The organism is Salipaludibacillus sp. CUR1, from assembly GCF_021028955.1.
GTDB lineage: Bacteria > Bacillota > Bacilli > Bacillales > Salisediminibacteriaceae > Salipaludibacillus.
Map to the genome: position 1 here is coordinate 36178 of NZ_JAIWPE010000025.1, position 25394 is coordinate 61571.

Annotated in this window: 23 protein-coding genes and 1 riboswitch; of the genes, 13 read left to right on the forward strand and 10 right to left on the reverse strand. The window is 42.4% G+C overall.

Features of this window, described 5'->3' with window-relative positions; translation table 11 throughout:
- Positions 1-69: 69 nt before the first annotated feature.
- The 3 genes from K8O68_RS05790 to K8O68_RS05800 are packed head-to-tail and all read right to left on the reverse strand — an operon-like array spanning position 70 to position 3851.
- The gene (locus K8O68_RS05790) at positions 70-1221 is read right to left on the reverse strand and encodes a Ger(x)C family spore germination protein (RefSeq protein ID WP_230895978.1); all 1152 of its coding nucleotides are present in this window, start codon (positions 1219-1221) and stop codon (positions 70-72) included.
- 10 nt (positions 1222-1231) lie between these two features.
- On the reverse strand, positions 1232-2764 hold the full coding sequence (locus K8O68_RS05795; protein ID WP_230895979.1) for a spore germination protein: 1533 nt from the start codon (positions 2762-2764) through the stop codon (positions 1232-1234).
- Positions 2751-3851 (reverse strand): GerAB/ArcD/ProY family transporter, encoded by a 1101-nt coding sequence (locus K8O68_RS05800; RefSeq protein WP_230895980.1) that lies wholly within the window; start codon positions 3849-3851, stop codon positions 2751-2753. The genes K8O68_RS05795 and K8O68_RS05800 overlap by 14 nt, the downstream gene beginning before the upstream one ends.
- A 147-nt stretch (positions 3852-3998) precedes the next feature.
- Between K8O68_RS05800 and K8O68_RS05805 the strand changes: the two genes are divergently transcribed.
- Positions 3999-4655, forward strand: a complete 657-nt coding sequence (locus tag K8O68_RS05805; protein WP_230895981.1) for an MtnX-like HAD-IB family phosphatase — start codon at positions 3999-4001, stop codon at positions 4653-4655.
- The gene (locus K8O68_RS05810) at positions 4648-5706 is read left to right on the forward strand and encodes an iron-containing alcohol dehydrogenase family protein (protein ID WP_230895982.1); all 1059 of its coding nucleotides are present in this window, start codon (positions 4648-4650) and stop codon (positions 5704-5706) included. The genes K8O68_RS05805 and K8O68_RS05810 overlap by 8 nt, the downstream gene beginning before the upstream one ends.
- Before the next feature lie 16 nt (positions 5707-5722).
- On the opposite strand, the gene K8O68_RS05815 is transcribed toward K8O68_RS05810, so the two are convergent.
- From K8O68_RS05815 to K8O68_RS05830, 4 genes are all read right to left on the reverse strand, one after another.
- Complete coding sequence (locus K8O68_RS05815) at positions 5723-6451, reverse strand: exonuclease domain-containing protein (RefSeq protein WP_230895983.1); 729 nt, start codon at positions 6449-6451, stop codon at positions 5723-5725.
- The gene (locus tag K8O68_RS05820) at positions 6448-7440 is read right to left on the reverse strand and encodes a DUF294 nucleotidyltransferase-like domain-containing protein (RefSeq protein WP_230895984.1); all 993 of its coding nucleotides are present in this window, start codon (positions 7438-7440) and stop codon (positions 6448-6450) included. Before K8O68_RS05820 ends, K8O68_RS05815 begins: the two co-directional genes overlap by 4 nt.
- A complete protein-coding gene (locus tag K8O68_RS05825) occupies positions 7440-8717 on the reverse strand; it encodes an ammonium transporter (RefSeq protein WP_230895985.1) in 1278 nt (425 codons plus the stop codon). Before K8O68_RS05825 ends, K8O68_RS05820 begins: the two co-directional genes overlap by 1 nt.
- 177 nt (positions 8718-8894) lie before the next feature.
- Positions 8895-9824, reverse strand: a complete 930-nt coding sequence (locus K8O68_RS05830) for a DMT family transporter (protein ID WP_230895986.1) — start codon at positions 9822-9824, stop codon at positions 8895-8897.
- 200 nt (positions 9825-10024) lie between these two features.
- On the opposite strand from K8O68_RS05830, the gene K8O68_RS05835 reads away from it, so the two are divergent.
- The gene (locus tag K8O68_RS05835; protein WP_230895987.1) at positions 10025-11116 is read left to right on the forward strand and encodes an acyltransferase family protein; all 1092 of its coding nucleotides are present in this window, start codon (positions 10025-10027) and stop codon (positions 11114-11116) included.
- Between the two features lie 207 nt (positions 11117-11323).
- On the opposite strand, the gene K8O68_RS05840 is transcribed toward K8O68_RS05835, so the two are convergent.
- On the reverse strand, positions 11324-12394 hold the full coding sequence (locus K8O68_RS05840; protein WP_230895988.1) for a serine hydrolase domain-containing protein: 1071 nt from the start codon (positions 12392-12394) through the stop codon (positions 11324-11326).
- Between the two features lie 193 nt (positions 12395-12587).
- A riboswitch (glycine riboswitch) is annotated at positions 12588-12664 on the forward strand.
- A gap of 89 nt (positions 12665-12753) precedes the next feature.
- Here K8O68_RS05840 and K8O68_RS05845 point away from each other — a divergent pair.
- Both K8O68_RS05845 and K8O68_RS05850 read left to right on the forward strand, forming a co-directional pair.
- Positions 12754-13029, forward strand: coding sequence for an ACT domain-containing protein (locus K8O68_RS05845; RefSeq protein WP_093053674.1), 276 nt, complete (start codon positions 12754-12756; stop codon positions 13027-13029).
- 27 nt (positions 13030-13056) lie between these two features.
- Positions 13057-14418, forward strand: a complete 1362-nt coding sequence (locus K8O68_RS05850) for a PFL family protein (protein ID WP_230895989.1) — start codon at positions 13057-13059, stop codon at positions 14416-14418.
- A gap of 697 nt (positions 14419-15115) precedes the next feature.
- Here the strand turns inward: K8O68_RS05850 and K8O68_RS05855 are convergent.
- Complete coding sequence (locus K8O68_RS05855; RefSeq protein WP_230895990.1) at positions 15116-15724, reverse strand: hypothetical protein; 609 nt, start codon at positions 15722-15724, stop codon at positions 15116-15118.
- A 282-nt stretch (positions 15725-16006) separates the two neighbouring features.
- Between K8O68_RS05855 and K8O68_RS05860 the strand changes: the two genes are divergently transcribed.
- The 3 genes from K8O68_RS05860 to K8O68_RS05870 all read left to right on the forward strand — a co-directional run bounded on the left by K8O68_RS05860 (position 16007) and on the right by K8O68_RS05870 (position 18679).
- Entirely contained in the window at positions 16007-16153 is a 147-nt protein-coding gene (locus K8O68_RS05860; protein ID WP_230895991.1) for a hypothetical protein, read from the forward strand.
- Between the two features lie 166 nt (positions 16154-16319).
- Positions 16320-17411, forward strand: coding sequence for a glutamate 5-kinase (gene proB / locus K8O68_RS05865; protein WP_230895992.1), 1092 nt, complete (start codon positions 16320-16322; stop codon positions 17409-17411).
- Between the two features lie 23 nt (positions 17412-17434).
- Positions 17435-18679 (forward strand): glutamate-5-semialdehyde dehydrogenase, encoded by a 1245-nt coding sequence (locus tag K8O68_RS05870; RefSeq protein WP_230895993.1) that lies wholly within the window; start codon positions 17435-17437, stop codon positions 18677-18679.
- Positions 18680-18700: 21 nt separating this feature from the next.
- Here K8O68_RS05870 and K8O68_RS05875 read toward each other — a convergent pair whose 3' ends face one another.
- Complete coding sequence (locus tag K8O68_RS05875) at positions 18701-19501, reverse strand: hypothetical protein (RefSeq protein WP_230895994.1); 801 nt, start codon at positions 19499-19501, stop codon at positions 18701-18703.
- A 192-nt stretch (positions 19502-19693) separates the two neighbouring features.
- On the opposite strand from K8O68_RS05875, the gene typA reads away from it, so the two are divergent.
- The 5 genes from typA (at position 19694) to K8O68_RS05900 (ending at position 25287) form a co-directional block, all read left to right on the forward strand.
- The gene (gene typA, locus K8O68_RS05880) at positions 19694-21535 is read left to right on the forward strand and encodes a translational GTPase TypA (RefSeq protein WP_235788426.1); all 1842 of its coding nucleotides are present in this window, start codon (positions 19694-19696) and stop codon (positions 21533-21535) included.
- Between the two features lie 328 nt (positions 21536-21863).
- A complete protein-coding gene (gene ectA, locus K8O68_RS05885; protein WP_230895995.1) occupies positions 21864-22373 on the forward strand; it encodes a diaminobutyrate acetyltransferase in 510 nt (169 codons plus the stop codon).
- A 51-nt stretch (positions 22374-22424) separates the two neighbouring features.
- A complete protein-coding gene (gene ectB, locus K8O68_RS05890) occupies positions 22425-23720 on the forward strand; it encodes a diaminobutyrate--2-oxoglutarate transaminase (RefSeq protein WP_230895996.1) in 1296 nt (431 codons plus the stop codon).
- Between the two features lie 31 nt (positions 23721-23751).
- Entirely contained in the window at positions 23752-24147 is a 396-nt protein-coding gene (locus K8O68_RS05895; protein ID WP_093053703.1) for an ectoine synthase, read from the forward strand.
- A gap of 84 nt (positions 24148-24231) precedes the next feature.
- On the forward strand, positions 24232-25287 hold the full coding sequence (locus tag K8O68_RS05900) for an AbrB family transcriptional regulator (protein WP_230895997.1): 1056 nt from the start codon (positions 24232-24234) through the stop codon (positions 25285-25287).
- The last annotated feature ends 107 nt before the right edge of the window (positions 25288-25394 follow it).

The window sequence follows — 25394 nt, forward strand, 5'->3', positions numbered from 1 at the left end:
TATTAAAACTAATCGTAACATAATCTGACGGAAGAGAAAACAACGATTTTCAATAGGGTTCAAAATGGTTTAATAATGCCTGTCCGTTAAGGCCGGAAATAGTTTATTTTTCCCGCTATGCTCGATGTGAACATTTACCTGAACTTCTCTCAGACTCTCTTTTGTGAGCTCAAGAGCACCATCTGTCGTGTGTTCATGCCACTCGTGGGGATTTTCTTTATAAAGTTCATTATTAAGCTGATAAACATCCCCTTCTATTTCCAAAGCTTTTTCATAGGTGAGGCGGATTTCTTTTTCAATGACTTTAGCCGCTTCAGAATTGATAAAATCTTCTGAAACCTCCTGGTCAAGTTCAATTACCCCGCCGCCTGCATCCACCTCAATTTCGAAAAAAATATCTTCATTTTCTACGTGAGAGGTAATGCTATAATCAGGTTCTTTCATCATGATAACAGCAGCCGGTTTATCGTCTTTTGTGACAATGACAGGCGTGCGCTGTGTATTAGGCTGAACCCACCGCAGCCCAACCATATCCAGATTTTCGAGAGTGCCCCGGTAATCTTCCCCGTATATTACTGTCGTTCCTGCCAGATGCAACGACCTTTTACTTGCATTCTCTGTCGTCCATCGTTCCGAAATATCTAAACTGGGAATATTTGCGGATTTACCCGGTTCATTTAAATCTGCTATAAAACGGTGTTTACGAAGCGGTTCAACATAGGAACTCTGCTCGTAACTGTCCATCGGATCACCTAGCGTCCCAAGTATAGGCGAAGCATCAAGAAATGGATAAACTTCCAAAACCGGTGATACATCACCTATTGTGGAAAATATCCACGGGGTATGCCGGATTTCGCTAAATCTCAGAAAATCATCAAGCAGTTCATTAAGTCCGTTTTCCAGCGCGTCTTCTGAAAAAACGACCGCAGCCATATGCCCCCAAAAAAGTCTTTGAGGAGTGGACTTGTATAAATCATGAATGGCTGTGACAGGGGTTCTTCCTCTTCCTATACCGACAATGGTATCTGCTTCTTCTTCTGTCTGTTCCATTTCTTTAGCGATAGTCGAAAAGTTCAGGATTTGCAGATAAATAATAAATTCGCCGTCCTCGTAATCCAATCCCGCCGCGTGAACATAGTACATCCTTTCAAGCTCATTAGCATTCAGGCAGCCTGTGAGCAAAAGGATGAAAAGAAAAAAACTCATACAGATTTTTTTCATATCTTTCAGCTCATTTCCTTGTATTATCTCTCGTATTCAAAAAGTCCGGCCGGAAGTCTTTATCTTTCCAGGAAGACCTGAATACATTATCGAGTACATCCCTGAAGGAACTGACAGGAGATAACGGGGATAAATATGGAATACCGTAAGACCGCACATTTGCAATATAATACAGGATAAAAAACGCTGCGAGCAGGAAACCGAATATTCCAAGAAGAGAAGAGATAATAACCACCCCTATCCTTAGCAAACTGAACATACCGATTAAAGACTGATTGACTAAAGTAAAGGTCGCTACAAGCGATGTGGCGATCACGACGACAATCCCCGGATTGGTCAACCCCGCCCTGATGGCGGCATCCCCGATGATCAGCCCTCCCACTACTGTCAGCGTCTGGCCGATTGCAAGTGGCAGCCTGGCCCCTGCTTCTCTGAATAACTCGAATAACCCGAGCATTACCAGCGCTTCGATAGCGGTAGGAAGCGGGACCCCCCGTCTCCCGGCGGCCAGCGTGGCCAATAAAAGAACCGGAATTTGATCCTGATGGTAAGTCGTCACAGCCACCCAGAATCCGGGAAGGAAAATAGCAAGAGAAAGGCCGAGTACTCGAAGAAACCGTTCAAAACTGTTAAACAAAGGAAAAATTTCTGCATCTTCAGAACTTTTGAGCAGCAAGAAAATATTGACAGGCCCGACCAGGACGACGGGGCTGCCGTCTATCAAAAGAGTAAAACGGCCTCTTAAAAGGGCATTGGCAATAAAATCCGGCCTGCCCGTATATTCAAGACTTGGAAATAAATTCATTTTATTTGATCTGAGCATCTCTGCAAGCTGATTGGCGTTCAGCAAGCCGTCCACTTTAAGCTTTTGAAGCCTTGCTTTCACGTCTGCAAGAATTCCAGGATTAATAATATCTTCCACATACATAAGAGCGACATTGGTGTTCGTTCTCTCGCCTACTATATATTCTTCATATTTTAATGAGTCTGACGGAAATCGTTTCCGGATAAGCCCCGCATTAACTTTTATATTTTCTACAAACCCGTCTCTCGGTCCTAACACCGAGACCTCCGTATTTGTTTCTTCGGGATCCCGCCCCGGTATTTTCGAAATATCAATAGACATTGTTAACCCCGCGCCGGTAAAATAAAGGAGCAGATTACCCCGGAATACTTTCAGCGCCAAGTCTTTTTTCATTGTAATTTCCTGTATGGAAGAAAGTCTTAAATTTTCAATTAAATCCTCTTTATCCCAGTCGTCAGCGGATCTGAAATATTGATCCAGCCTCGGCACCACTTCATCATTAATCAATTGAGTCTCTATAAGACCTTCAGAAAAAAATAATAAAACAGTTTCTCTACGCCCATTATTTAAAGTAAATTTCATTTGCTGGCTATTAATGTCACTGCAGTTCCGGAAAGTTTCTTTAATTGTCTCTCCGGTAATGAGCTCCTCAGGTTCAGTCTCGCTGTCCCCTTCACTGGATGGCTGCTGGCTAAGTTTATGCTGGTCTTTTTTTAATATCCAGTTAAGCAGATTCATGAGCTGCGCCTCCCTTTTTTTGCTCCGGCAGAAATGAAATGACAAACAATAGTACCGTTAATAGCACGAAATAAATGAGGCTCCCCGGAAAAAAAATACTTTTTACAATTAATAAATATTGCATATCACTTTCCGGGAGCTCGGAAAGAACGATAATCAAACCGTAAAGAACCGTAAGCGTCATTACTTTTAATTTCAGCCTTTTAACAGGCAAAACCTGAGTAACTAAATACATGAGAAAAGAGACTCTTATAAATGTTCCGGAAACCCACTGGTAAATAGCAAGAAAATCCACATTCTCGATAAATCGTCCTAAAGTAATAAGCGCCCACTGTTCGTAAGCCGGAAAGCGAAGCCGGGCCGCCTCATCTGTTCCGAATTCGGCAATTCCAGCTATGTACGGACCAATTGTAAGGAAGCCGAGAAACATCGTGAGAAGCAGCAGATGCCAGTATTTCAGGCGGTTTTTTATTTGGTGCTGAACAAACAGAACAACGACCAGTTCACCAAACCCGGAACTTGGGAACACCATCCCCTGGATTACGCGGGGAAAACCGAACTCAAGCACTGGGCGCATTAACGAATAGTCCTTATTTGGAATATTTGCCAACGCTACAAACAGCCCTAAAAAAATAATAACGGGTAAAAGAACGCCGGTAATTAAAGCGATCGTTCTCAAACTGCTTAAGCTGGTAAGGAGACAAAGTAAAGCGATTGAACCGACTATGACCCATGCCGGAGTTAAGGGGAGATAAGTAATTCTTGTCCATTGACCAACTTCAATAAGGGTAACAGCGGAAAGAAAAACAAGAACGACTGTAATAGAGATGCCAAATAGGATTGAAACAGTTTTCCCGACCCGTTCTTCCAGCCAGTCATTTAAAGATTTTCCGTTCATAGTATGCATGACACGCCAAATTAGCAGAAGCCAGAAGGCATGAACCCCAACGGAGAACAAAACGGAAATCCATCCATCTCTTCCGGCTGTCTCATAAAGAGGAGGAAGAACGGTCACATGGGTTCTTAAACCCGCTCCCGCAATCAGAATTAAAATTAAATAAAACCGAGTTATTTTGTCATGACCCAATTATGCCGCCTCCTTTCAACTCACTTAACTGGTATTCTTGCCTGCAAAGGGGAAAATTATCAAAAATTATCAATTAAGCTTTTCAGGTGATTCTTTCTCGGGTATGCTGACGTTACAGATAAAATAATTGATCCGGAGGATTGGCATATGACAAAATGGGCTTTTATATCAGACTTTGACGGCACAATTTCTAAAAAAGACTTTTACTGGGTTATTATTGAGAAGTATTATCCGGAAGGAAAGGATCTTTTCCGGCGCTGGAAAGACGGGGAATTGAAAGATATCGAGTTTCTTTCAAAAGTGTTCTCTTCGATTCATCAGGACGAAGAACAGACGCTCAAAGACATTCACGAGATTCCTATTGACGAACATGCGGTGCCTTTTATTAATAAAGTCCAGGAAAACGGTGCGGACTTTTATATTTTAAGCGCCGGGACGGACTTTTATATAAATGAGATTCTTTCAAAGTACGGAGTGGCTGACGTCCGCGTATTTTCGAATAAAGGCTATTTTAAAGAAAAAAATGTGTTTATGGATATTGATCCTGAAGAGTGGCATTATTCTAAGCGTTATGGTATCGATAAATCAATCGTGCTGAGGCGGATTAAGGAAAATTATGATTTTGTGTTTTACTACGGGGACAGCGAGCCGGATTCCCATCCCGCTGAATTTGCAGACATCACTTTTGCAAAAGATGTGCTTATAAGCATATTAAGAGAAAAAAATATCCCTTGTATTCCTGTGAGGGATTTCAAAGATGTTGAGCGGTATTTGAAGGAAGAGGGCTGGTTAACCGATGGCTAAACAAGGTATGAGCATTCCAATTCCAGATATTTTGGAAATCGATCATGGCGTCCTGGTTAATCTTGAAACGATTTTAGTAAAACATGGCTTTCGCAAAGTCGCCATTTTATTTGATGAGTACAGCTCAAAACATTATGAACGGTCAATCATCGGTTCCCTGACGGATATTCATGCCGACGCGTTTACGTTTGATCTGTCGTCTGATATTCATAATCTGATTACCCGCGCCTTCGAGATGGAAAGATACGATGCTGTGCTTGCCATGGGTGGCGGTTCCATCATTGATTTTGGGAAATATATCGCTTTTTCAAGACGCAGCCCGTTTATCAGCATCCCTCTTTCTCCTTCTAATGACGGCTTTGCGAGCAGCAACTGCTCGCTCGAAGTAAACGGTAAAAAAACGACCGTTCCGGCCCAGGTGCCGTTTGGAATTATTGCGGATTTAACTGTTATAGAAAGTGCTCCGGAACCCTTTATTCTGGCAGGAACCGGGGATTTAATGTCCAACATTACTGCCCTCTATGACTGGGGATTTGAAGAAGCACACGGGTACAGTCAGGTCAATGCGTTTTCAGCGATGCTGAGCAAAAAAGCGGTTAACAGCTTTATACGGACGCCGATGACCGATTTAAAGCAGCCGGTCTTTCTAAAGGAACTGGTCAGTTCGTTGACGATGGGCGGCGTATCAACTGTCATCAGCGGTAACAGTGCGCCAATAAGCGGAGCCGAGCATATGATCTCCCACGCGCTCGATAAAACATCGCGAGACCCGCAGATGCACGGTCTGCAGGTCGGCGTATGCACTTATTTAATGGCTCTTGTCCATGACCACCGGGTGGAAAGAATGGTTAAAGTTTTCAGCCGGACTGGTTTTTTCGACTACGTTAAACAACTTCCTTTCAGCAGGAAGGAATTTAGGAAGGCGATTGAAATGGCTCCGTCTATCAAACCGAAGCGTTATACTTACCTTCATGAAAAGAAATACCGCGATAAAGCTTGTGACTTGCTTGAAACCGATCAGTTGCTGAAAGAAATCATAAAAAACCCGTGATCTCAGGTCACGGGTTTTATCGCAGACTGGCCAAGTGGCTGTATACATCTTTCAGGCATGTAAAACCTTGCTCTTCAACTTTCGGGATACACCGCGACCATATATTTGCAGCCATCACCGCATCATGTAAGGCATGGTGCCGATTCGCTAAATCGATTCCGTAATGAGTACAGCATTCCTCCAAGGTAGTTAACTTTTCCATGGGCTTGATCAATTTAGTTAAAAAAGACGTATCAAGTATGCGGTGTTCGAAGCGAGTTTTAAATAAGGACCACATCATATGCTGCATAAACTTTGCTTCATGACCGGCGTGGTGTGCGACCAGCGTATCTTTTCCGGCGAAATGGAAGAAGGCATGCAGCACTTCTTCAGGAGAAGGGGCCTTACTTAATTCTTTGTGTGAAAGCCGCGTAATCTTTTGCACCTCCTCTGACGGAGGCTGGTCAGTTTTAATGAGCGAATAAAAGGTTTCATGTTCCAACACGTGAGTACCTCTCACCTTAAGCGCCCCTATGGATAAAACGGTATCCCCTTTTTGCGGATAAAACCCGGTAGTTTCTATATCGAAGACAGTGACAGGCAGCTCTGAAAAAGGGATAGACAGATGGTCTTTTTGTTTAAGAGCTTTTTGCAGCCTCCTAATATAAGCTATTTTGGCCGGGTCTCTCTCGCTCAATCCGTCAGTATACCTGTTTTGTGTCATCATGCCTGACAGCTGTTTTATCCATGATCCCATAGTATTCATTTGCGATGCCTTCTTTTCAACGCTGCTGTTACGTCTTTCATAAAAGCCGTCCCTTCTTTCATCCAGAGTTTTATTTCTCTTTTTTCCTCTTTAGAAAGTTCAGTTTGGTCTATTAAATGGATATGGCTGTACCCTTTTGAAAGGTCTGCTTTTCTCATACGGTAATTAAGCATTTTTTCGACTAATGGCTGCACAGATTTAAACTGCTGTAAGTGTGCCGGAAGAGATTGCAGGCGTGAAATCGTTGACGTTTCCAGCCGATGTTCTGAAAAGGCGAGTAACCTGGCACCGTTTACAAAGGGAAAGAGCACAGTTTCTTTAAAATCCAGCAGCCCTTTCTCTTTTCCCGCTTGTGAGGGTAAAATGTTACCGAGCATCCCCACTCCTTTTTTTATATACTGTACATTATCCGTTAATCTTGTTATTAGACCGGGGTTAGCAGAAAGGCTGTTAAACAAGTGCTGTTTTAACGCTTTAAGCAGCTCCGGGTCGCCGAAGACCACTCGGGCGTCAAAGAAGATAGATACATGTCTTAAACTATCCCAGTCTTCCTCGTCAAGCCAATCAGAAATCTGCCTTTTCCAATCATCTTCAGAACGATTCCACACCGGATTATCCGACATGACTTTCCCTTCACATTTTTCATAGCCGCAAAGCGCTAATCCACGGACAATTTCTTCACCTAATTCAAGAAAATAAGACTGATGGTTTCCTGAAGTGCTAAATACGATTCCGTGGTCCTGGTCGCTCAAGTATAACTGTTCGCTCCTTCCCCCACTGCCCATGACAAAGAAACTAAAGTGAGCAGGGGCTTTTCCCCGCTCACTTTCCTGCCTCTTGACAGCTAGCTTAACGACAGCGCACATAATCTCATCATGAAACTCGTTTAACAGCTGATGGCTGAAACGGTATTTAAGAATATTTTCGTCTTTCCAACGCTTAATATCTTTATAGGACGTGACCGAGTCATCGATGATGGAAATAGCCATTACGCACTCGGTTTTTCTTTCTGCTCATCTAAGCTGCGAATATTCTCAGGGTAGCCGTAACTTCCGTGTTCACTCAGATCCAGACCGATGATTTCTTCTTCTTCAGTAACACGGATGCCGCCCATGACTTTATCCATTACTTTTAAGATGATAAAGGCCGCCGCAAAAGCGTAAAGACCTGATACAGTGACCCCGATAAATTGAACACCCAATTGAGTGAAACCTCCGCCGTAAAAGAGTCCTGCGGATCCTCCATTCATCTCTGCCAAAGCAGTTGTAGCAAAAAAGCCGGTTGATAACGTCCCCCAAATACCAGCCACACCATGAACAGATAAAGCAAAGATTGGATCATCTATTTTGGCTCTGTCAAAGAACACCATGCTGAAGTGGACAATAAATCCGGCGATAAGTCCTATAATAACGGCCGCCCACGGTGCTACAAATGCAGTAGATGCTGTAATGGCTACCAGTCCGGCTAATGCCCCGTTTAACATCGTTGGCACATCTGCTTTCCCGGTCACCAGTGACACGATCAACATAGCTGCAACGGCCCCTGCGGCAGCGGCAAGCTGGGTTGTTAAGGCCACATATCCAAAGAATGCTCCGTCAACCTCAAGTGTGCTTCCGCCGTTAAAACCAAACCAGCCGACCCATAAGATTAATACTCCTAAAGCAGTGTACACCTGGTTATGACCGGCTAAATCATTGGAAGAACCGTCTTTATTGTATTTCCCGATCCGCGGTTTTAAGATAATCGTCGCAGCAAGTGCAGCCATCGCACCAGTCAAATGAACGACCGTTGAACCAGCGAAATCCTGTTTCCCAAGACCTGCAAGCCATCCGTCTCCCCAAATCCAGTGAGCGACAACAGGATAAATAAATGCTGAAAATAAAATAGCAAATATAATATACGCTGATAATTTCGCTCTTTCGGCAAATCCGCCAAATGCGATCGTTAAAGCAATAGCGGCAAAGGCAAGCTGAAACATAAAATCAACCGACCCTGCAAGGCCGTCTACTACAGAATTAAAGTCGCCGTAGAAGAAATCAGATAATCCTATAAATGCGTTTCCTTCCCCATAAATAAATCCGTAACCTACTGCCCAGAACACAAGCGATGCTATCCCTACTGTAAATATCGTTTTTCCAGCTATGTGTCCGGCATTCTTCATTCTTGTCGATCCTGCTTCAAGAAGAATGAATCCGCCTTGCATCAGCAAGACTAAAGCAAAACACACAATAATCCACACATTATTCATTAAAAAAATCTCATCCATCTTTACTCACTCTCCCTGAAATCATTTAGTGTCAGTTTATTTGCCAACTGATCATAAACCTCAGTATACAGACAGAAAATTCTGAAACAACGAACTTGTCAGATAATATAACGCACTAATTGATGAAAGCGTTTTCCAAAAAACGTAAAAAAACAGGCGGTTTTTGCCGCCTGCTTACTAGTTGACTTTTGATTTCAGATGAGCCTTTCTTTTTCTGTTCAGCCATACCTGCTCAATATAGCCTGTTCCTAACAGAACCCCTGCAACTATAAAAATAAAACCTGCCAGTTGGGTGACATATACCGCCTCTCCAAGCAGGAAAAACGAACCGATTAAGGCAAAGAACGGTACAAAATTATTAAATATAGCCGTCTGTCCGGCTCCAATATTCTGAATCGCTGCATTAAATAAAATATGGCCCAGCCCTGTTGCAAGAATGGCTGATGATAAGAAGACAATCCAGACTAAATGATCAGAAATTACCATATTGTCAGCACTTCCCGGCTCAATTATAAAACTTATAACAATAAGGCTTACTGATCCGATCAGCAGCATCATTCCGGTCATTTGTTTTGAAGATAGTGTCGCTGTCGCTTTTTTAATGATGATAAATGAAACAGCTTGTGACAGCATTGACAGAAAGACAAACAGATCTCCTGGCGATATTCCGCCCATGCCCTGCCCCGGGTTAATAACAACAAAAGATACACCTGTAAAACCGGACACAATACCGATAAACCTCAGTTTCGTCAATTGATCCCCAAGAAAAATAATCGCAAAAACAGCTGTAGTTAATGGAATAAGACCAAGGATAAGTGAAGCATTTGAGGCTGTGGTGTCAACTAAGCCTACAGCGAGTAAGGAGTGGTGGCCAATCTGGCCGAAAAGTGCTGCTAAAGAGGTTAGAGCCCATTCTTTTTTCGTTAATTTCCTCAAATCTTTTAAGAAATATAAAACGGCCAGCGCGCATATGCCGGCTAAACCGATTCTTGTCCCTTGCATCATAATGGGCGGCAAATGTTCGACTAAATATTTGACAGCAACGACATTCAGTCCCCATATCACCATCACCATCATCAGCAGAGAATATGTAGTTAGACGATTCACGTGTTTCCCTTCTCTCGTTATATTGTCTATAATTCAAATCAATGAGATGATCTTATCACATTTTTACAAAATGATGTTACTTTAAATAGTCGATTTTAGGTGATGATCATGCTAAAATTTTTATCTGAAACATATCCATATGTGAAATAGTACCGTCGTCCACTAAATTATAAATATCCTACAGAAACAGGTGGAATATAATGATTAAAGAAATTTTCATATTAAGGAGTATAGGCTGCTTAGGAATTGTGCTGTTGCACAGTATCCATATAGCCCTTACCACCGTTCCTATAAGAGAAATGGGAGAACTCGCGGCGATTACGTTTGACTCGGTGCAGATGATTTTATATTATGGGACGCCGATGTTTATTTTTATATCTGAATTTCTCATCTCCTACTCCTACAGGAACCGGACGCTCCCTGATAATTTTCTGAGAAAAAGATTTAAATTTATTATGATCCCATTTATTGTTATGGCTGTTTTCTACTCCCTTCCCTACATGCTTGAAGGGGTGAACAGCTGGTTTATAAAAGTATCTATGAATTTGCTCATAGGAGATTACCACGGTTACTTTATATTAATTATTTTTCAGTTTTATCTGTTCCACCTTCTTTTTCATTCTTATTTAAAGAAGGCTTCGCCGAAAATTATGCTGCCGGCTGCCTTTCTCATAAATATGGCTTACTTAACGACTTTTAACTTTACAGAGCCGCCCGCTACCCTGCCTTATTCAACTTATATCTGGGAACGGTTTTACTGGGTTCCGTTATTCGGCTGGATTTTTTACTTTATGTTAGGTTATTATTCAGGTTTATATTATGAATCTTTTATAAAGTCATTAAAAAAATACCGTTATATTATCGTAGCCGGCCCCCTATTAACAAGTATTTTATTATTATATTTCTATCACTCAGGTTTTCTGACTGTCCACAGCTCAAAAAGGACCGATATTATTATTCATACAGCAGTTTTCAGTCTGTTTTTATTTTACGTGACGTCGCACTTGAAATACCCGCCGAAAGTACTTGAATTTATCAGCCGTTACTCTTTCGGTATTTATCTGCTGCATTATTTTTATATTTTCCTGGCAGATTTTATTTTCAGGCAGTACCCTCTTAATATAGGCGTCACTTATATTCTTCTGCTGTTCATTTTCAGCCTGTTAAGTTCTATAGGCACGATCTATTTATTAAATAAATGGAAACATGGTTATCTCCTTATAGGGAAAATAGGCGCTCCTTATGTACCTCCCGCTTCTGGCGGGAACGAACATAAAAGCACCTCATTATAAAGAGCTGAGGACGGGACAAAAGAATAGTAACCATAAAGAAAGCCGGAGAAATATCTCCTTACGATATTTCTCCGGCTTTTCGCTTTGTTCTTGAACAATAAGTTCATAAATGTACTCGGATGGAAAAGACCTAATGCAGGCGTCCGCCTGCCGGACTGAAATCACTGGTTTTATGCTTAGTAAGGCAGTGACAGCTGGCGTGGAAGTTTAACTTGACCGTTTAGCATCGATAATCAGCTGCAGAAGCTGCAGTCTCTGCAAATCATTAACACTGCTGCGCGTAAAGTTGAATGTGAAACGGTTTGAATCAACCCTGTGCACAAAAACTAAATCAAGCTCAGGTATAACATCAATTGACTGGCCATAGCGGCCTACAGCAGAGTACATGCCAAGATCGCTGAAAGGCGGTTCAGTAGCTACCCACCATAAATAGCCATAATCAAATATATTATTTGAAGGGACGCCTGCATGGGCCGTGGTGCTGTTTTTCACCCAGTTTTCGGGAACGACCTGTCTGCCTTCCCATTTTCCTTCCTGAAGATACAACTGACCGAACCTGGCAAAATCCCTTGCCGACATTCGGAATAAATATGACGGATGCCGCGAACGCCGGTTTTCGTAGGAATAATGAGTATGGCTCATCTCAAAGTCTTCCATCCCGGTTGGTTCCGCTATTTTTTCCTTAAAATCTTCAAAAAGATCCCGTTCAGTCTTTTCGTTGTAGATTGTCCCGAGTACATTAAAATCCCAGTTGTTGTAATAATAAAATTCGCCAGGTAAATTAGCTCCCCTGTTCGGCCTGGCTCTTCTCATCCCCCACGACTCCTCCCCTGCAGGCAGATAAACACCTGAAGTTGAAGTCATTAAATGAGAGAACTGAGCCTGTTTCTCTATGGCATTTAATGGAGGATGATCATCAATATTATAGTCCTCTAACGTATGATTAAGGTGAAAGGTGCCGTTGTTTTCCCGCTCAATTCCTATCAAAGCGCTCAGAAAACTTTTCCTTACAGAATGAGCGTTTGTGCTTTTGGTGGTATCCCCCCAGGAAAATAATACTTTTCCCTGGTATATGGCCATGGCGGCTGTAGAGTTGATCGATTCATAATACCTTCTCGCCTGTTCAAGAGCTTCCGGATTCCATCCTGCTTCTTCTATGTCTTCATGATACTCCCACGTTGTCGTTTTGTCCGATTCTATGGAAAAATATACATATATGAACATCCCAATAAGAAGGATTATAATTATAATTAAACCTGTAATGACTTTATTAAACAAGACGGATCATCCTTTTGTTTTCTTCCGGTCAGCACTAATATAACATGCTTATACCCCCGATCACCACGTTCTTAACTTCAAGGGGTATGTTATATTTTTCACAAAAACATTGACTCTCTGCTTAAAAACTGTTAGGATTTCGTTATTCATAAAACATATAGCGGCAATGAGGGTTATGGGTCACACTATAGCTGGAGCCACTTCTGGAGAGTCCGTCTACTGCGGCGCCGAAGGATTCACAATCTCAGGCAAAAGGACAGGAGCACACATCACAGGCAAGATGTGTACACCCTTACTTTTTACGAGATTGGAGCTTATATCCAATCTTTTTTTTAATATTTAGAACCGAGGTGAACAAAATGGAACAAAAAAGAGCAATAGTCAGTGTTGTAGGAAAGGATCAAGTAGGAATTATCGCTAAAGTCACTGCCATCTTAGCCGATAATCAGATGAATGTGCTCGATATCAGCCAGACGATTCTTCAGGATTTCTTTACGATGATGATGCTGGTCGATGTATCAGAAGCTGAAAATCTCGATAAACTGCAAAAAGAATTCGATCAGGTCAGTGAAGAGATGGGATTAAAAATAAATATACAGCTCGAAGACATTTTCCAATCTATGCACCGGATTTAATCAGGTTTTTATAAGGAGAGAATGAGTATGAACATAGCATTTGCGGAAATACAGGAAACCATCCGTATGGTTCAGATGGAAAGCCTCGATATACGTACGGTTACAATGGGAATTAGCCTTAAAGATTGTATCGATGCAGATTTTGATCAAATGAACGAAAAAGTATTTAATAAAATCACCAGCTATGCCGGACAGTTAACAAGTGTGGCAGAACAAGTGGAAAAAGAATACGGCATCCCTATTATTAACAAACGAATTTCTATTACCCCTGCTGCTGAACTGCTCGGCAACGCTACGAAAGAGCAGGCCGTTCAGCTTGCTGTCACTCTTGATAAAGCCGCCCGCACTCTTGGAGTGGATTTTATCGGAGGCTATTCAGCACTTGTGCATAAAGGCATTACTAAAGGGGAACAAACGCTCCTTGATGCTCTGCCTGAAGCGTTAAGCAAAACAGAACGCGTTTGCGGTTCGGTGTCTGTGGCAACGACCCGGACAGGTATTAATATGGATGCCGTCAAACAGATGGGCGAGATTATCAAAGAAGCTTCCAATCTTACGAAAGAACAGGATGGATTAGCCTGCGCAAAATTAGTTGTTTTCTGTAACCCTGTAGAAGATAATCCGTTTATGGCCGGAGCTTTTCACGGAACAGGCGAAGGCGAAGCGGTTATTAATGTAGGGGTAAGCGGCCCGGGAGTCGTTTTAAACGCTCTTAAAAAATATCCTGACGCAGATCTTGGCGAAGTCTCGGACGTGATTAAGAAAACGGCCTTTAAGATCACCCGTGCCGGGGAATTAATCGGTAGAGTTGTAGCCGACAGATTGAATATCCCTTTCGGCATTATGGATTTATCTCTCGCTCCTACTAATGCGATGAATGACAGTGTGGCTGAGATCCTTGAAGAAATTGGTCTTGAACGTGTAGGAACTCATGGTACCATTGCTGCTCTCGCACTTATGAATGACGCCGTGAAAAAAGGCGGCGCTATGGCCAGTTCCTATGTGGGGGGACTCAGTGGAGCATTTATTCCGGTCAGTGAAGATAACGGAATGATTAAAGGGATTGAAGATAAGGCATTGACTCTCCCTAAATTAGAAGCTATGACATGTGTCTGCTCGGTCGGACTGGACATGATTGCTCTTTCAGGAGACGCCTCGCCTTCGTCACTTTCCGGATTGATTGCAGATGAAATGGCCATCGGCATGATTAACAAAAAAACCACAGCCGTGCGCGTAATTCCTGTCCCCGGGAAAAAAGAGGGAGACATGGTGGAATTCGGCGGACTGCTTGGACGGGCACCAGTGATGGGAATCAACCCGTACAGTTCAGACAAGTTTATATCAAGAGGCGGGCGTGTCCCTGCCCCGCTCCAGGCCCTGATTAATTAACCATTTCAGAAAGCCTGTAAAGTTGAATCACTGGGCGAGCCGCCAAGTCTCCTTACGGAAAAACATCCTGCAGGGTCTTGCTGGCCCGTTTCAAAAAAGGCTGGGACAAAAGAATAGTAATCATAAAGAAAGCCGGACAAACCTTATGATTTTTGTTCGGTTTTTCGCTTTTGTACTTAATAAAAACTAACTCTGATAAATAGTAATTAAGTGATTTCAGTCCGCCAGGCGGACGCTTGTCCAGGGGCTTGTCTTTTTAATCTGTCGGTTCACTTCCGGCGAAGGCTTACACCACAGGCATAAGTGCAACATAGGTCATTAGGATCTTCGGCTAACCCCTTCACGTCCTGTGAAAACGCCGAAGTCACCACATCCGTGTGGAAGTTCGCTGTGTTTTCTTTACCCGAGGGCTTGTCTTCAACTCAGCCTGAGCTTTGTTGAATTGGATCTTCAGACTGCGCTTATTCCCTGTGGCGTCGCCGCCTTCTGTCCTTCAATCAGAAAAGCAGAGGCTATTTAAAAATTGGTAAACCTAAAAGTACCCCACCTTATAAGGTGTTCGTGCTTTACAAACTTGTCTTTAGTTTTGTCTCAGCCTCTATATTGAGAATTACCTGGAAGTCTCCTCAGCTTCTGCTTCAATCCCTTATGCTTTTAAAACTGGTTTTCCAAAGATGACATTTGGAAGCCTTTATTTTTACCCGCTGATTTCTCTCCGTTCTAAAATGTCGCCTCCATTATCTTTTACCCGCTCGTAAATTTTTTCCCGGTACCTTAGAAAGTCATCAGTCCCTTCTATTATTACCTCATCCCCTGTTTTGAAAATGAAAATATATTGAAATGTCAGCCGTCCCCCATTATTTATGCTGACTGGCTCAATTGCTGAGATATCGTCCCAGGAATACACCGTTTCATTAATAGATGAAAGACTATTATAATGAAGGCCTGTGTCATCAAAATAATAGTAATGATTTAAACCCGCGAGCACCATTGGCAAAGAAAATAAAGCTCCCGCGAGAAAGATCCCCCCTGCCTTGAAGCTGCTGTTTTTCTTATAAAGCATATGCCTGACAATGAAATAAGCTACTGCTAAAGCAGGCAGTAAAATCATCGCTCCCATAACTGTCTGAAACGCACGCCTCGGTGCAGTGAATAACCAGTGATCATATGAAAAATGAAGGATCTCCTGAACGAATTGAATTAATACCACGGGGGCGAAAAAGGACAAAGTAAGTAAAATGGCACTGCTGACGATTATTATTTTATCAACGTCGTCCTGGTCAGCCTTTTTAATTCTCAGTTTCATGCTCTCCCCTCTTTCATTTTACATATTTAAAAATGAATTTTATCAGTTCACTCTTTTGCCCATTCAGAATGACTACCTCTATCTTTTCTTTTTTAAATTACCTACAGTTTATTACGCACTCATTTTAGAAAAGTTTCATAATCCGGATAATTATGGAATTTTTTTCATTTTATGAATAAAACTTATAATACAGGCATTATATATATAAAGCGTTTAAATAAAAAACTATTGACATATCCGGTATATTATCAGATAATTGTAAAAACTTATTGGAGTTTATACATGAATGAAACAGGAGCTTCTATGAGATTAGTAAATAATGCAGTGCTCTCAGAGAATGGAATTCGCCGGCTGAAAGATTCCATAGCAACCATTATTGAACCTGCTCATTATTACAGAAGCACGTCTGCTCACGATACGAGTCATTAAGTGGACACATCGTGTCAATGAAGGTGGTACCGCGGATCCAATGTCTCCGTCCTTTAATAATTAAAGGGCGGGGGCATTTTCATTTTCTTTAACTATGGTGCACTAAAGTAAAAAAGCAACACTGTATTAAATTATTCATTATCCCGTCTCGAAAGGATGATCACTCATGCCGAAAAAAAGACTGGTTATTAAGATTGGAAGCAGTTCTCTAACAGAAAAAAACGGCGAATTGTCTTATGACAGTATCAGCCAGTATGCAAAAGCGGCAGCCGCGTTAAAAAATGAAGGACACGAGGTGATTTTAATATCGTCCGGAGCCGTTGCAGCAGGTTTTACGAAGATGGGCTATCCTGTGCGTCCGGTTACGACTGCCGGAAAACAGGCCGCAGCCGCTGTCGGACAGAATCTTCTCATGCAGGCCTATGCTGAAGCGTTTTCGCACCACGGCCTTGTAACTGCCCAGCTTCTCCTCACCAGGCAGGATTTTATGCAGGAAGAGCACTATAAGAATGCTTACAATACGATGGATGAGCTCATCAAACGCGGCGTCATTCCTGTTATTAATGAAAATGATTCTACAGCTGTGGAAGAGCTCACTTTTGGCGATAATGATATGCTGTCAGCCCTTGTGAGCGGCTGCCTCCACGCTGATCAGTTAATTATTCTCACGGATATCGATGGAATTTATAAGGAAAACCCGAACACGAATCCAGGAGCAGAAAAATATGATTCTCTCTCAGGTGTGCCGGATGAAGTGATTAAACAAGCTGAAGGCAGTTCCAGTAAAGTCGGGACCGGAGGAATGAAATCCAAGCTTGAAGCAGCCCGTACTGCCCACTCCATGGGTGTCCCTGTATTTATAGGAAAAGCGCAGAAAGAAAATCAGCTCGTTAACATTATATCCGGTGATGGATCAGGCACTTACCTCTCCCCTCCCGGCAGTAAAATGATGAAAAACACAAAACAGTGGATCGCTTTTCACTCTCTGGCCAAGGGAAAAATTTATATTGACCAGGGCGCCGAGGCTGCCGTTTTAACAAAAGGAAAAAGTATTCTGCCCGTAGGAATTACGTCTGTGGAGGGCGCCTTTAATTCCAGGGATGTGGTGGACGTTTATAATTTACAGGGCCGTTTAATCGGCAGAGGAAAAATAAATTTTGACGCAGATAAATTAAAAGAACTAATTAATAGAAGAAACAGGCTAAACGGAAAACGCTGTGAAGCCATTCATCGTGATCAGTGGATCTCAGTGGAATGAAATAAACGAAAGGAGAAATGAACATGAATGAAGTGGTAAGAAAAGCAGAAATAGCAAGAAGGCACTCTCTTACGCTGGCGGGTGTTACGACAACAGAAAAAAACGAGGCATTGCTCCTGATAGCCGCCAAATTGGAAAAAAACAGCGACATCATCTTGGATGCCAACCGTAAAGATGTGACGGCTGCGCAGAACAAGAGCGTATCAAAAGCTTTGATTGACCGGCTGACTTTAACGGAAGACCGGATAACCGGCATGGTTGACTCCATCCGTCTCTTAAAGGAACTTGAAGATCCTTCTGGAAAAACGTTATCGGAATCAAGACGGCCAAATGGGCTACTTATTAAAAAGACAGCAGTTCCAATCGGAGTAATTGGGATGATTTACGAAGCCCGGCCGAATGTAACGATTGACGCCGCTACTTTAGCACTTAAAACCGGCAATGCCATCTTATTAAGAGGAAGCAGCTCGACCATCCATTCTAATAAAGCAATCCTTTCTCTTATTCATGACGCTTTATCCAAGACCTCGCTTCCGCCTGAAGCTGTCCAGCTGATTGAGAACCCGGACCGGGAGCTGCTGAAAAGTTTATACAATGCCAAAGGGCTGGTTGATGTGTTAATACCTCGCGGCGGAAAAGAGCTGATTAATACTGTCGTTGAAAATTCACGTGTTCCTGTGCTTGAAACCGGCGCCGGCAACTGCCACGTATATATTGACGCTGAGGCAGACCCGGAGATGGCAATTTCAATCGTGGTTAATTCTAAAACTCAGCGGCCATCAGTATGTAACGCGTGTGAAACGATCATTATTCATGAAGATTGGGCGCAGAAACATCTGGGAAATTTGATTGAGGCTTTGCAAGAAAAACACGTGGTAATCAGGGGGGATGAGCAAGCTGCAGCTATCCAGCCGGGTATTCAGGCTGCTTCCCAAACAGACTGGGAAGAAGAGTTCCTTGATTTAATTGTTGCTGTAAGAATCGTTCCTTCGCTCGACAACGCTATAAAACACATTGAGTTATTTGGCACTAAACATTCAGAAGCTATCGTTTCAGAGAGCAGCGTGAATGTCGATAAGTTTTTTACACTTGTCGATGCGTCAGTTGTTTACCACAACGCTTCCACCCGGTTTACAGACGGGTTTGAATTTGGTTTTGGAGCAGAAATCGGAATCAGCACCCAGAAACTTCACGCCCGGGGGCCAATGGGACTTGAGGCGTTGACGACTGTAAAATACCAAGTATACGGGACAGGCCAAATAAAGTAGTGTGATAGGGATTTCCGGCATTTAAGATTCCCAGCGGTCTGAATGCCGGATTGATTTATGTTTAAATGTAGAAACCGGCGGAACGGAGTGTATTTCCGTAAATATATCTTCCACGAAATAAAAAGTCCCGTCAGAATATTTTTTCCTTAAAAGGGGTTTAAATGGCTCTTCAGCATTCGTTTGCATGACTTCGTATTCCTCACCGTCCTCCAGAAGAACTGTAGCTCCTTCCGGTAATGGAACGAGTAAGTTTTCCAAAAAAGGGAGAAGGTAGCCCGCATGTTTTTTTACCCAGCAGAGGCACATCTCATAAAAAGCCAGCGGCTGAATGGAACCGCTCCAGTATGTTTTATTAAGCCAGAAAGCGATCTGTTCACACACCCGAACAAATATATGATGAGGTACTTCCCCGTATAAATCAGTATGTGACCGTCTGAATATTTCCAAATACTTATAATTAACTTCTTTTATATAATCCAAACCCACAAGATATTCCCACTTCTCTTCACTGAAATGAGCCTTCACCGGGTAATAATTTCTTTTGATTTCGTTTAAGCTAAGCCCTTTCTCTTCAACGAAAGTGAAAGTCCTTAAAAACGCGTTCAGGTTGCTGATCACCGGGTAAACCATCAAAAGCCCCTCTTCCCCAGTGCTTCTGTAAAGAAAATATGACTGCTTCAAAGAGGTTAAATTTTTCAGATGTTCCGGCGTAATAATTGTCCCCTTTTTAAGAAGAAGGCGATCAAAACGGTCAAAAATATCATCTTTCAGCATCAATCCTATATATAATTCATTTATGGATATAAGTGAGTCCTTCACCATTTTCCTCCTCTCCTCCCTCCTTGTGTCTACATCATCCGCCGGAACAGCTAATTTCAGTATAAAAGATTTTTTAAGAACGGTCATTATATTTGCCGGACGATCCTCTTATTTCTTATTTAATGAAATGACTTTTAATTTGTGGTACTATAGTATAGTTGAACAATTTTAAGACTGGACAGGAGCGTTTTAATAATGACAAGACGAGCGGACATCAGAAACATTGCGATTATTGCCCACGTGGATCATGGGAAAACAACTTTAGTGGATGAACTGTTAAAACAGTCCGGCACATTCCGTGAAAATGAACAAGTTAATGAACGGGCAATGGACAATAACGATATTGAAAAAGAGCGTGGAATTACTATTCTTGCCAAAAATACAGCAGTTGATTATGAGAATAAACGCGTAAATATTCTTGATACACCAGGACACGCTGATTTTGGCGGCGAAGTGGAACGGATTTTAAAAATGGTTGACGGTGTGCTTTTAGTCGTTGATGCGTTTGAGGGCTGTATGCCGCAGACACGTTTCGTACTAAAAAAAGCCTTAGAGCAGAAATTGATCCCTGTTGTCGTAGTTAATAAAATCGACCGCCCGATGGCCCGCCCTGAAGAAGTAATTGATGAAGTACTGGACCTGTTTATTGAACTGGGAGCTGATGAAGACCAGCTTGATTTCCCTGTTGTCTACGCCTCTGCTATTAACGGGACAGCCAGCCTTGACCCTGACAACCAGGACGGCGACATGAAAATAGTGTTTGATACAGTAATAGACAGTGTACCTGCCCCGGTTGACAATTCGGATGAACCATTCCAATTCCAGGTCACTATGCTTGATTACAACGATTATCTCGGACGGATCGGTGTCGGACGGGTATTCCGCGGGACGATCCGGGTAGGCGACCAGGCTGCCCTTGTGCAGCGAGACGGTTCAATTAAGAAGTTCAGAATATCCAAGCTGTTCGGTTTCTTAGGGTTAAAACGTTTAGAAATAAAAGAGGCAAAAGCAGGCGATCTGATCGCCATCGCAGGAATTGAAGACATTATGGTCGGGGAAACCATTTGCCCCGCCGATCATCCTGAACCAATGGAACTTGTCCGGATTGATGAACCTACTCTTCAAATGACATTTTTAGTTAACAACAGTCCTTTCGCAGGCCGTGAAGGCGATCATGTCACCAGCCGGAAAATTGAAGCCCGACTGTTAACACAAGTAGAAACAGATGTCAGCCTGCGCGTGGAAAATACCAGTTCCCCGGATGTTTGGACAGTTTCCGGGCGCGGTGAACTCCACCTGTCTATCTTAATTGAGAATTTAAGGCGCGAAGGGTATGAACTTCAAGTCTCAAAGCCTGAAGTAATTATCCGTGAAATCGACGGCCAAAGATGCGAACCATTTGAAGCTGCCCAAGTAGATGTGCCTGAAGAATACACCGGAGCGGTTATGGAATCCTTGGGTGAGCGTAAAGGTGAACTTGTAAATATGGCTAATAAAGGAGACGGACAGGTCAGAATGGATTTCTTAGTCCCTTCCCGCGGCCTGATCGGCTACACGACAGAATTTATGGCTCAAACTAAAGGTTACGGGATTCTGAACCATTCATTTGACAGTTATCAGCCTGTCGCAGAAGGTTATGTCGGCGGACGCAGACAAGGTGTGCTCGTCTCTATGGAAAAAGGAAAAGCTACTCCTTATGGAATGCTTCAGCTTGAAGACCGGGGCATCCTTTTCTTGGAACCCGGAACCGAAATTTATGAAGGCATGATTGTCGGCGAACACAATCGTGATAATGACCTGACTGTCAATATTACTAAAATGAAACAGCAGACAAACATCCGCTCGGCCACAAAAGAACAGACCGTCACAATGAAAAAGCCAAGAATTTTAACACTTGAAGAAGCGTTAGAGTTTTTAAATGAAGATGAATATTGTGAAGTGACCCCGGAATCGATCCGCCTTCGGAAAAAAATTCTGGATAAAAGCACCCGCGAACGGGAAGAAAAACGAAAAAAATTAGCAGCAAAGAACAGCTAATACGCTGTGATTGCCTGCATGACAGGGATTCCAACGATTTTGTTGGAATCTTTTTTTCTTTTTTCCTATCACAGCAAGGGTTTTAGCCGTTTAAATTTTCAAAACCGTTGAAATACACACAATACGGGAGAAATAAATAAGATGAACGTTCTAAGCACTACTAAGCTCTACTGACACACATATATACTTATTCACGATGATTAAACATGTTTGATTATTTAACAAGAACTTCCTATGATTAATAATGTTCATTGGTTGAGATGAATTTTTGATTAAGGAGGAATTTCAACGCTGCAAAACAATAAACTTTAAAGGTGGGAATTTCATAATGAGTAAAAACACAACGGCAGTACTTGATACAGTTACGTTAGAGCAGCCATCAAAAGAAGACGGTCAAGGGATGTGGCTACTTGCTAAAAAAACGTCGCTTGATTTAAATTCAGCCTATAAGTATATTATGTTCGCTGAATACTTCTCAGAAACATGTGTGGTTGCTAAAGAACGTGGTGAAGTCGTTGGTTTTATCACAGGATTTATTCAGCCTGAACATCCGGATGTTATTTTCGTCTGGCAGGTTGGTGTAGATTCATCTCAACGCGGAAAAGGGATCGGCTCCAAAATGTTAAATGAACTGATTTCAAGAGATGCATCAAAAAATGTACGCTTTTTGGAGGCGACCATCACTGAAGACAATAAAGCCTCTCAGTCTTTATTCAAGCGACTAGCAAGAGATCACGATACAGATTATGAAGTGCGTGAATGTTTCCCTGAAGAGGTCTTTCCTGAAGAGGGAACAAAAGCCGAGTACACGTATCGTATTGGACCTTTTTCCAAATAACTGATCTGATTGAAAGAAACTGATTACAAAAGACGGAGGGAATTGACACTTATGACAAACAAAGATCTGCAAATTATTGAAGAGCATGAATCATGTGTAAGAAGCTATGTAAGAAGTTTTCCTGCAGTGTTCACTAAAGCACGGGGTTACAAGATCTGGGACGACGAAGGAAAAGAATATATTGACTTCTTCTCTGGCGCAGGTGCTCTTAACTACGGACACAACGAACCAAACATGAAGAAAAAACTGGTTGAGTACATTCTTGACGACGGAATTACTCATTCATTGGATAAAGCAACAAAAGCGAAAACTGAATTTTTAGAGAAATTTAGTGACGTTATCTTGAAACCAAGAAATTTGGATTATAAGGTTATGTTTCCTGGACCAACGGGTACAAATACTGTGGAAAGCGCATTAAAACTTGCCCGTAAAGTGACAGGAAGAACAGAGGTTATCAGTTTCACTAACGGTTTCCACGGCATGACAATTGGTTCCCTGTCTGTAACAGGCAACTCTATGAAGCGAAATGGCGCAGGAATTCCACTGAACCATACGGTAACCATGCCTTATGATAATTTCACCGGCGAAGACATGGAAACACTTGATTATCTAGAAAGATTTTTAGAAGATAACGGCAGCGGTGTTTCTGTACCGGCAGCTATTATCCTTGAGACTGTCCAAGGTGAAGGCGGCATCAATGCGGCCCGCTTTGAATGGCTTAAAAAAGTGGATGAGATTTGTAAGCGCTGGGACATTATCCTTATCATTGATGATGTTCAGGCAGGTGTCGGACGTACCGGAACGTTCTTCTCTTTCGAACCGGCAAACATTAAGCCGGATATTGTCTGCCTTTCCAAATCTATCGGAGGCTACGGACTTCCGCTCGCACTGACGCTTATCCGCCCTGAGCTTGATCAATGGAAGCCAGGTGAACACAACGGAACATTCCGGGGCAACAACCATGCTTTCATTACAGCAACTGAAGCTTTATCTTATTGGGAAGATCCTAAATTTGAAAAAAGCATTCAGGATAAATCAGCCAAGATTACAAAGTTCCTTGAAGAAATGATTAACAAATATCCTGAAATGAAGGCTCACCTTAAAGGCCGCGGCTTTATGCAGGGTATCTCTTCCGATGTGGAAGGCTTCAGTGAAAAAGTGTGTGAATACGCCTTTACTAACGGCATGATTATGGAAACAGCCGGCGGGCAGGACCAGGTATTTAAGCTCTTTCCACCTATCAATATTGATGAAGAAGGCTTAGAAAAAGGATTTGAACTCATCGAGAAAAGTATTAAAGATGCGATCAAACAAATGAATCTCAAAAGCGATACTGTTACAAACTAAGCAGTGAAAACACCTAAGGAGGACACGGAACATGAAAGTAGTAAAACTTGAAGATATTATAGGTACTGATCAGGAAATTAAAGCTGATAACTGGACGAGTCGACGTCTTATCTTGAAAAAAGATAAAATGGGCTACTCTGTCCACGATACTGTAATTAAAGCAGGAACTGAAACGCACATCTGGTACAAAAACCATCTTGAATCCGTGTATTGTATAGAAGGAGACGGAGAAGTAGAAACACTTTCAGATAATAAGATCCACCCTATTTCAGCTGATACACTGTATGCTCTTGATGAGCATGATGAGCACCTTCTACGTGCCAACACTGACATGAGAATGGTATGTGTATTCAACCCCCCTATTACGGGTAAAGAAACTCATAACGAAGAAGGCGTTTATGAATTAGTCGAAGACGACGATGAATAAATAACTTCAGCCGGCCGCTAAGCGGCCGGCTTTTTCTATGTCTGTGATACAATGAGATAGAAGTTTAAGTTGGAGATGAAAAAAATGAAAGAAACTAAGCCGTTTATCGAAACACTTATTACCGGGCTTGCAGGCGCTGCCCTTTTTTCTCTTTTAAACCTCCCTCTTCCATGGATGTTAGGCCCGCTGGCCTGTGTGATGCTATGGCAGGGAATGTCAGGAAGACAGCTAACCTGGCCAAAAGCTTTGAAAAGCAGCGGTCTAATTACGCTCGGCATCTCTTTTGGCCTTTATTTTACAATAGAGACAGTTCAGCTGGTCGGCCCTTATGCCCTTCCGTACATCATTATTACTTTATTTCTGATTACAGTCAGTATAATAAACAGTTCCATAGTCTCCAGGTATATTAAGGTCGACCGGATCACAAGTGTATTCGGGTCCATTCCAGGAGGATTAACCGAGATGGTCATAGTCAGCGAATCACTTAAGGGAAACGCTGCCTATGTGATGGTTTTCCAGACGATACGCCTGCTCGTTGTTCTTTTTACAGTGCCATTCATTATCATTTATATATTCTCCGCCCAAAACACTGGCCAGGATACCCTTATGGCGCATACAGGAACGGCCTTTCTATCGTGGAACATATTATGGCTCCTGGTGCCGGTTCTGTTAGGTGTCCGTTTCCACCACTTGCTGCCAGCCGGGATTATGATTATTCCGCTGACGGTAACTGCCGTGATGAATATTGGGCCTGTCCAGGTGCCGGCTATCCCTGAAGCTGTCTTTCTCGGTGCCCAGTTGTGCGTGGGCGTCGCCCTGGGGAAAAACATCCTATTAAAAGACGTTAAATATGCGGGTAAATACGGCTTTATTTATGCGGGGCTTGCTCTCTTGCTCATATTCATTTCCTTCATCTCAGGTTTTCTTTTATACTCTGTCACTTCAATGGACTTGCCTACTGCGCTCTTAAGCACTGCTCCTGGAGGAGTCGTTGAGATGGTATTAACAGCCTCAATCGTTGGTGCTGATCCGGCTATTGTCACTGCTCTGCAGCTCACACGAATAATTCTCATCATCTTACTCGTTCCCGTTTCACTCAGATGGTACTTTAATAAAACGGCAAAAGAAAAGGCGGCTTAATAATGTTAAGCTCCCCTAAAAGTAGACACCACTGTCTACTTGACGGGGTGCTGTTCATAATGTTAAGCTGCTTTTTCTTTTAAGTACTTATTTATTTCTTATGAAGA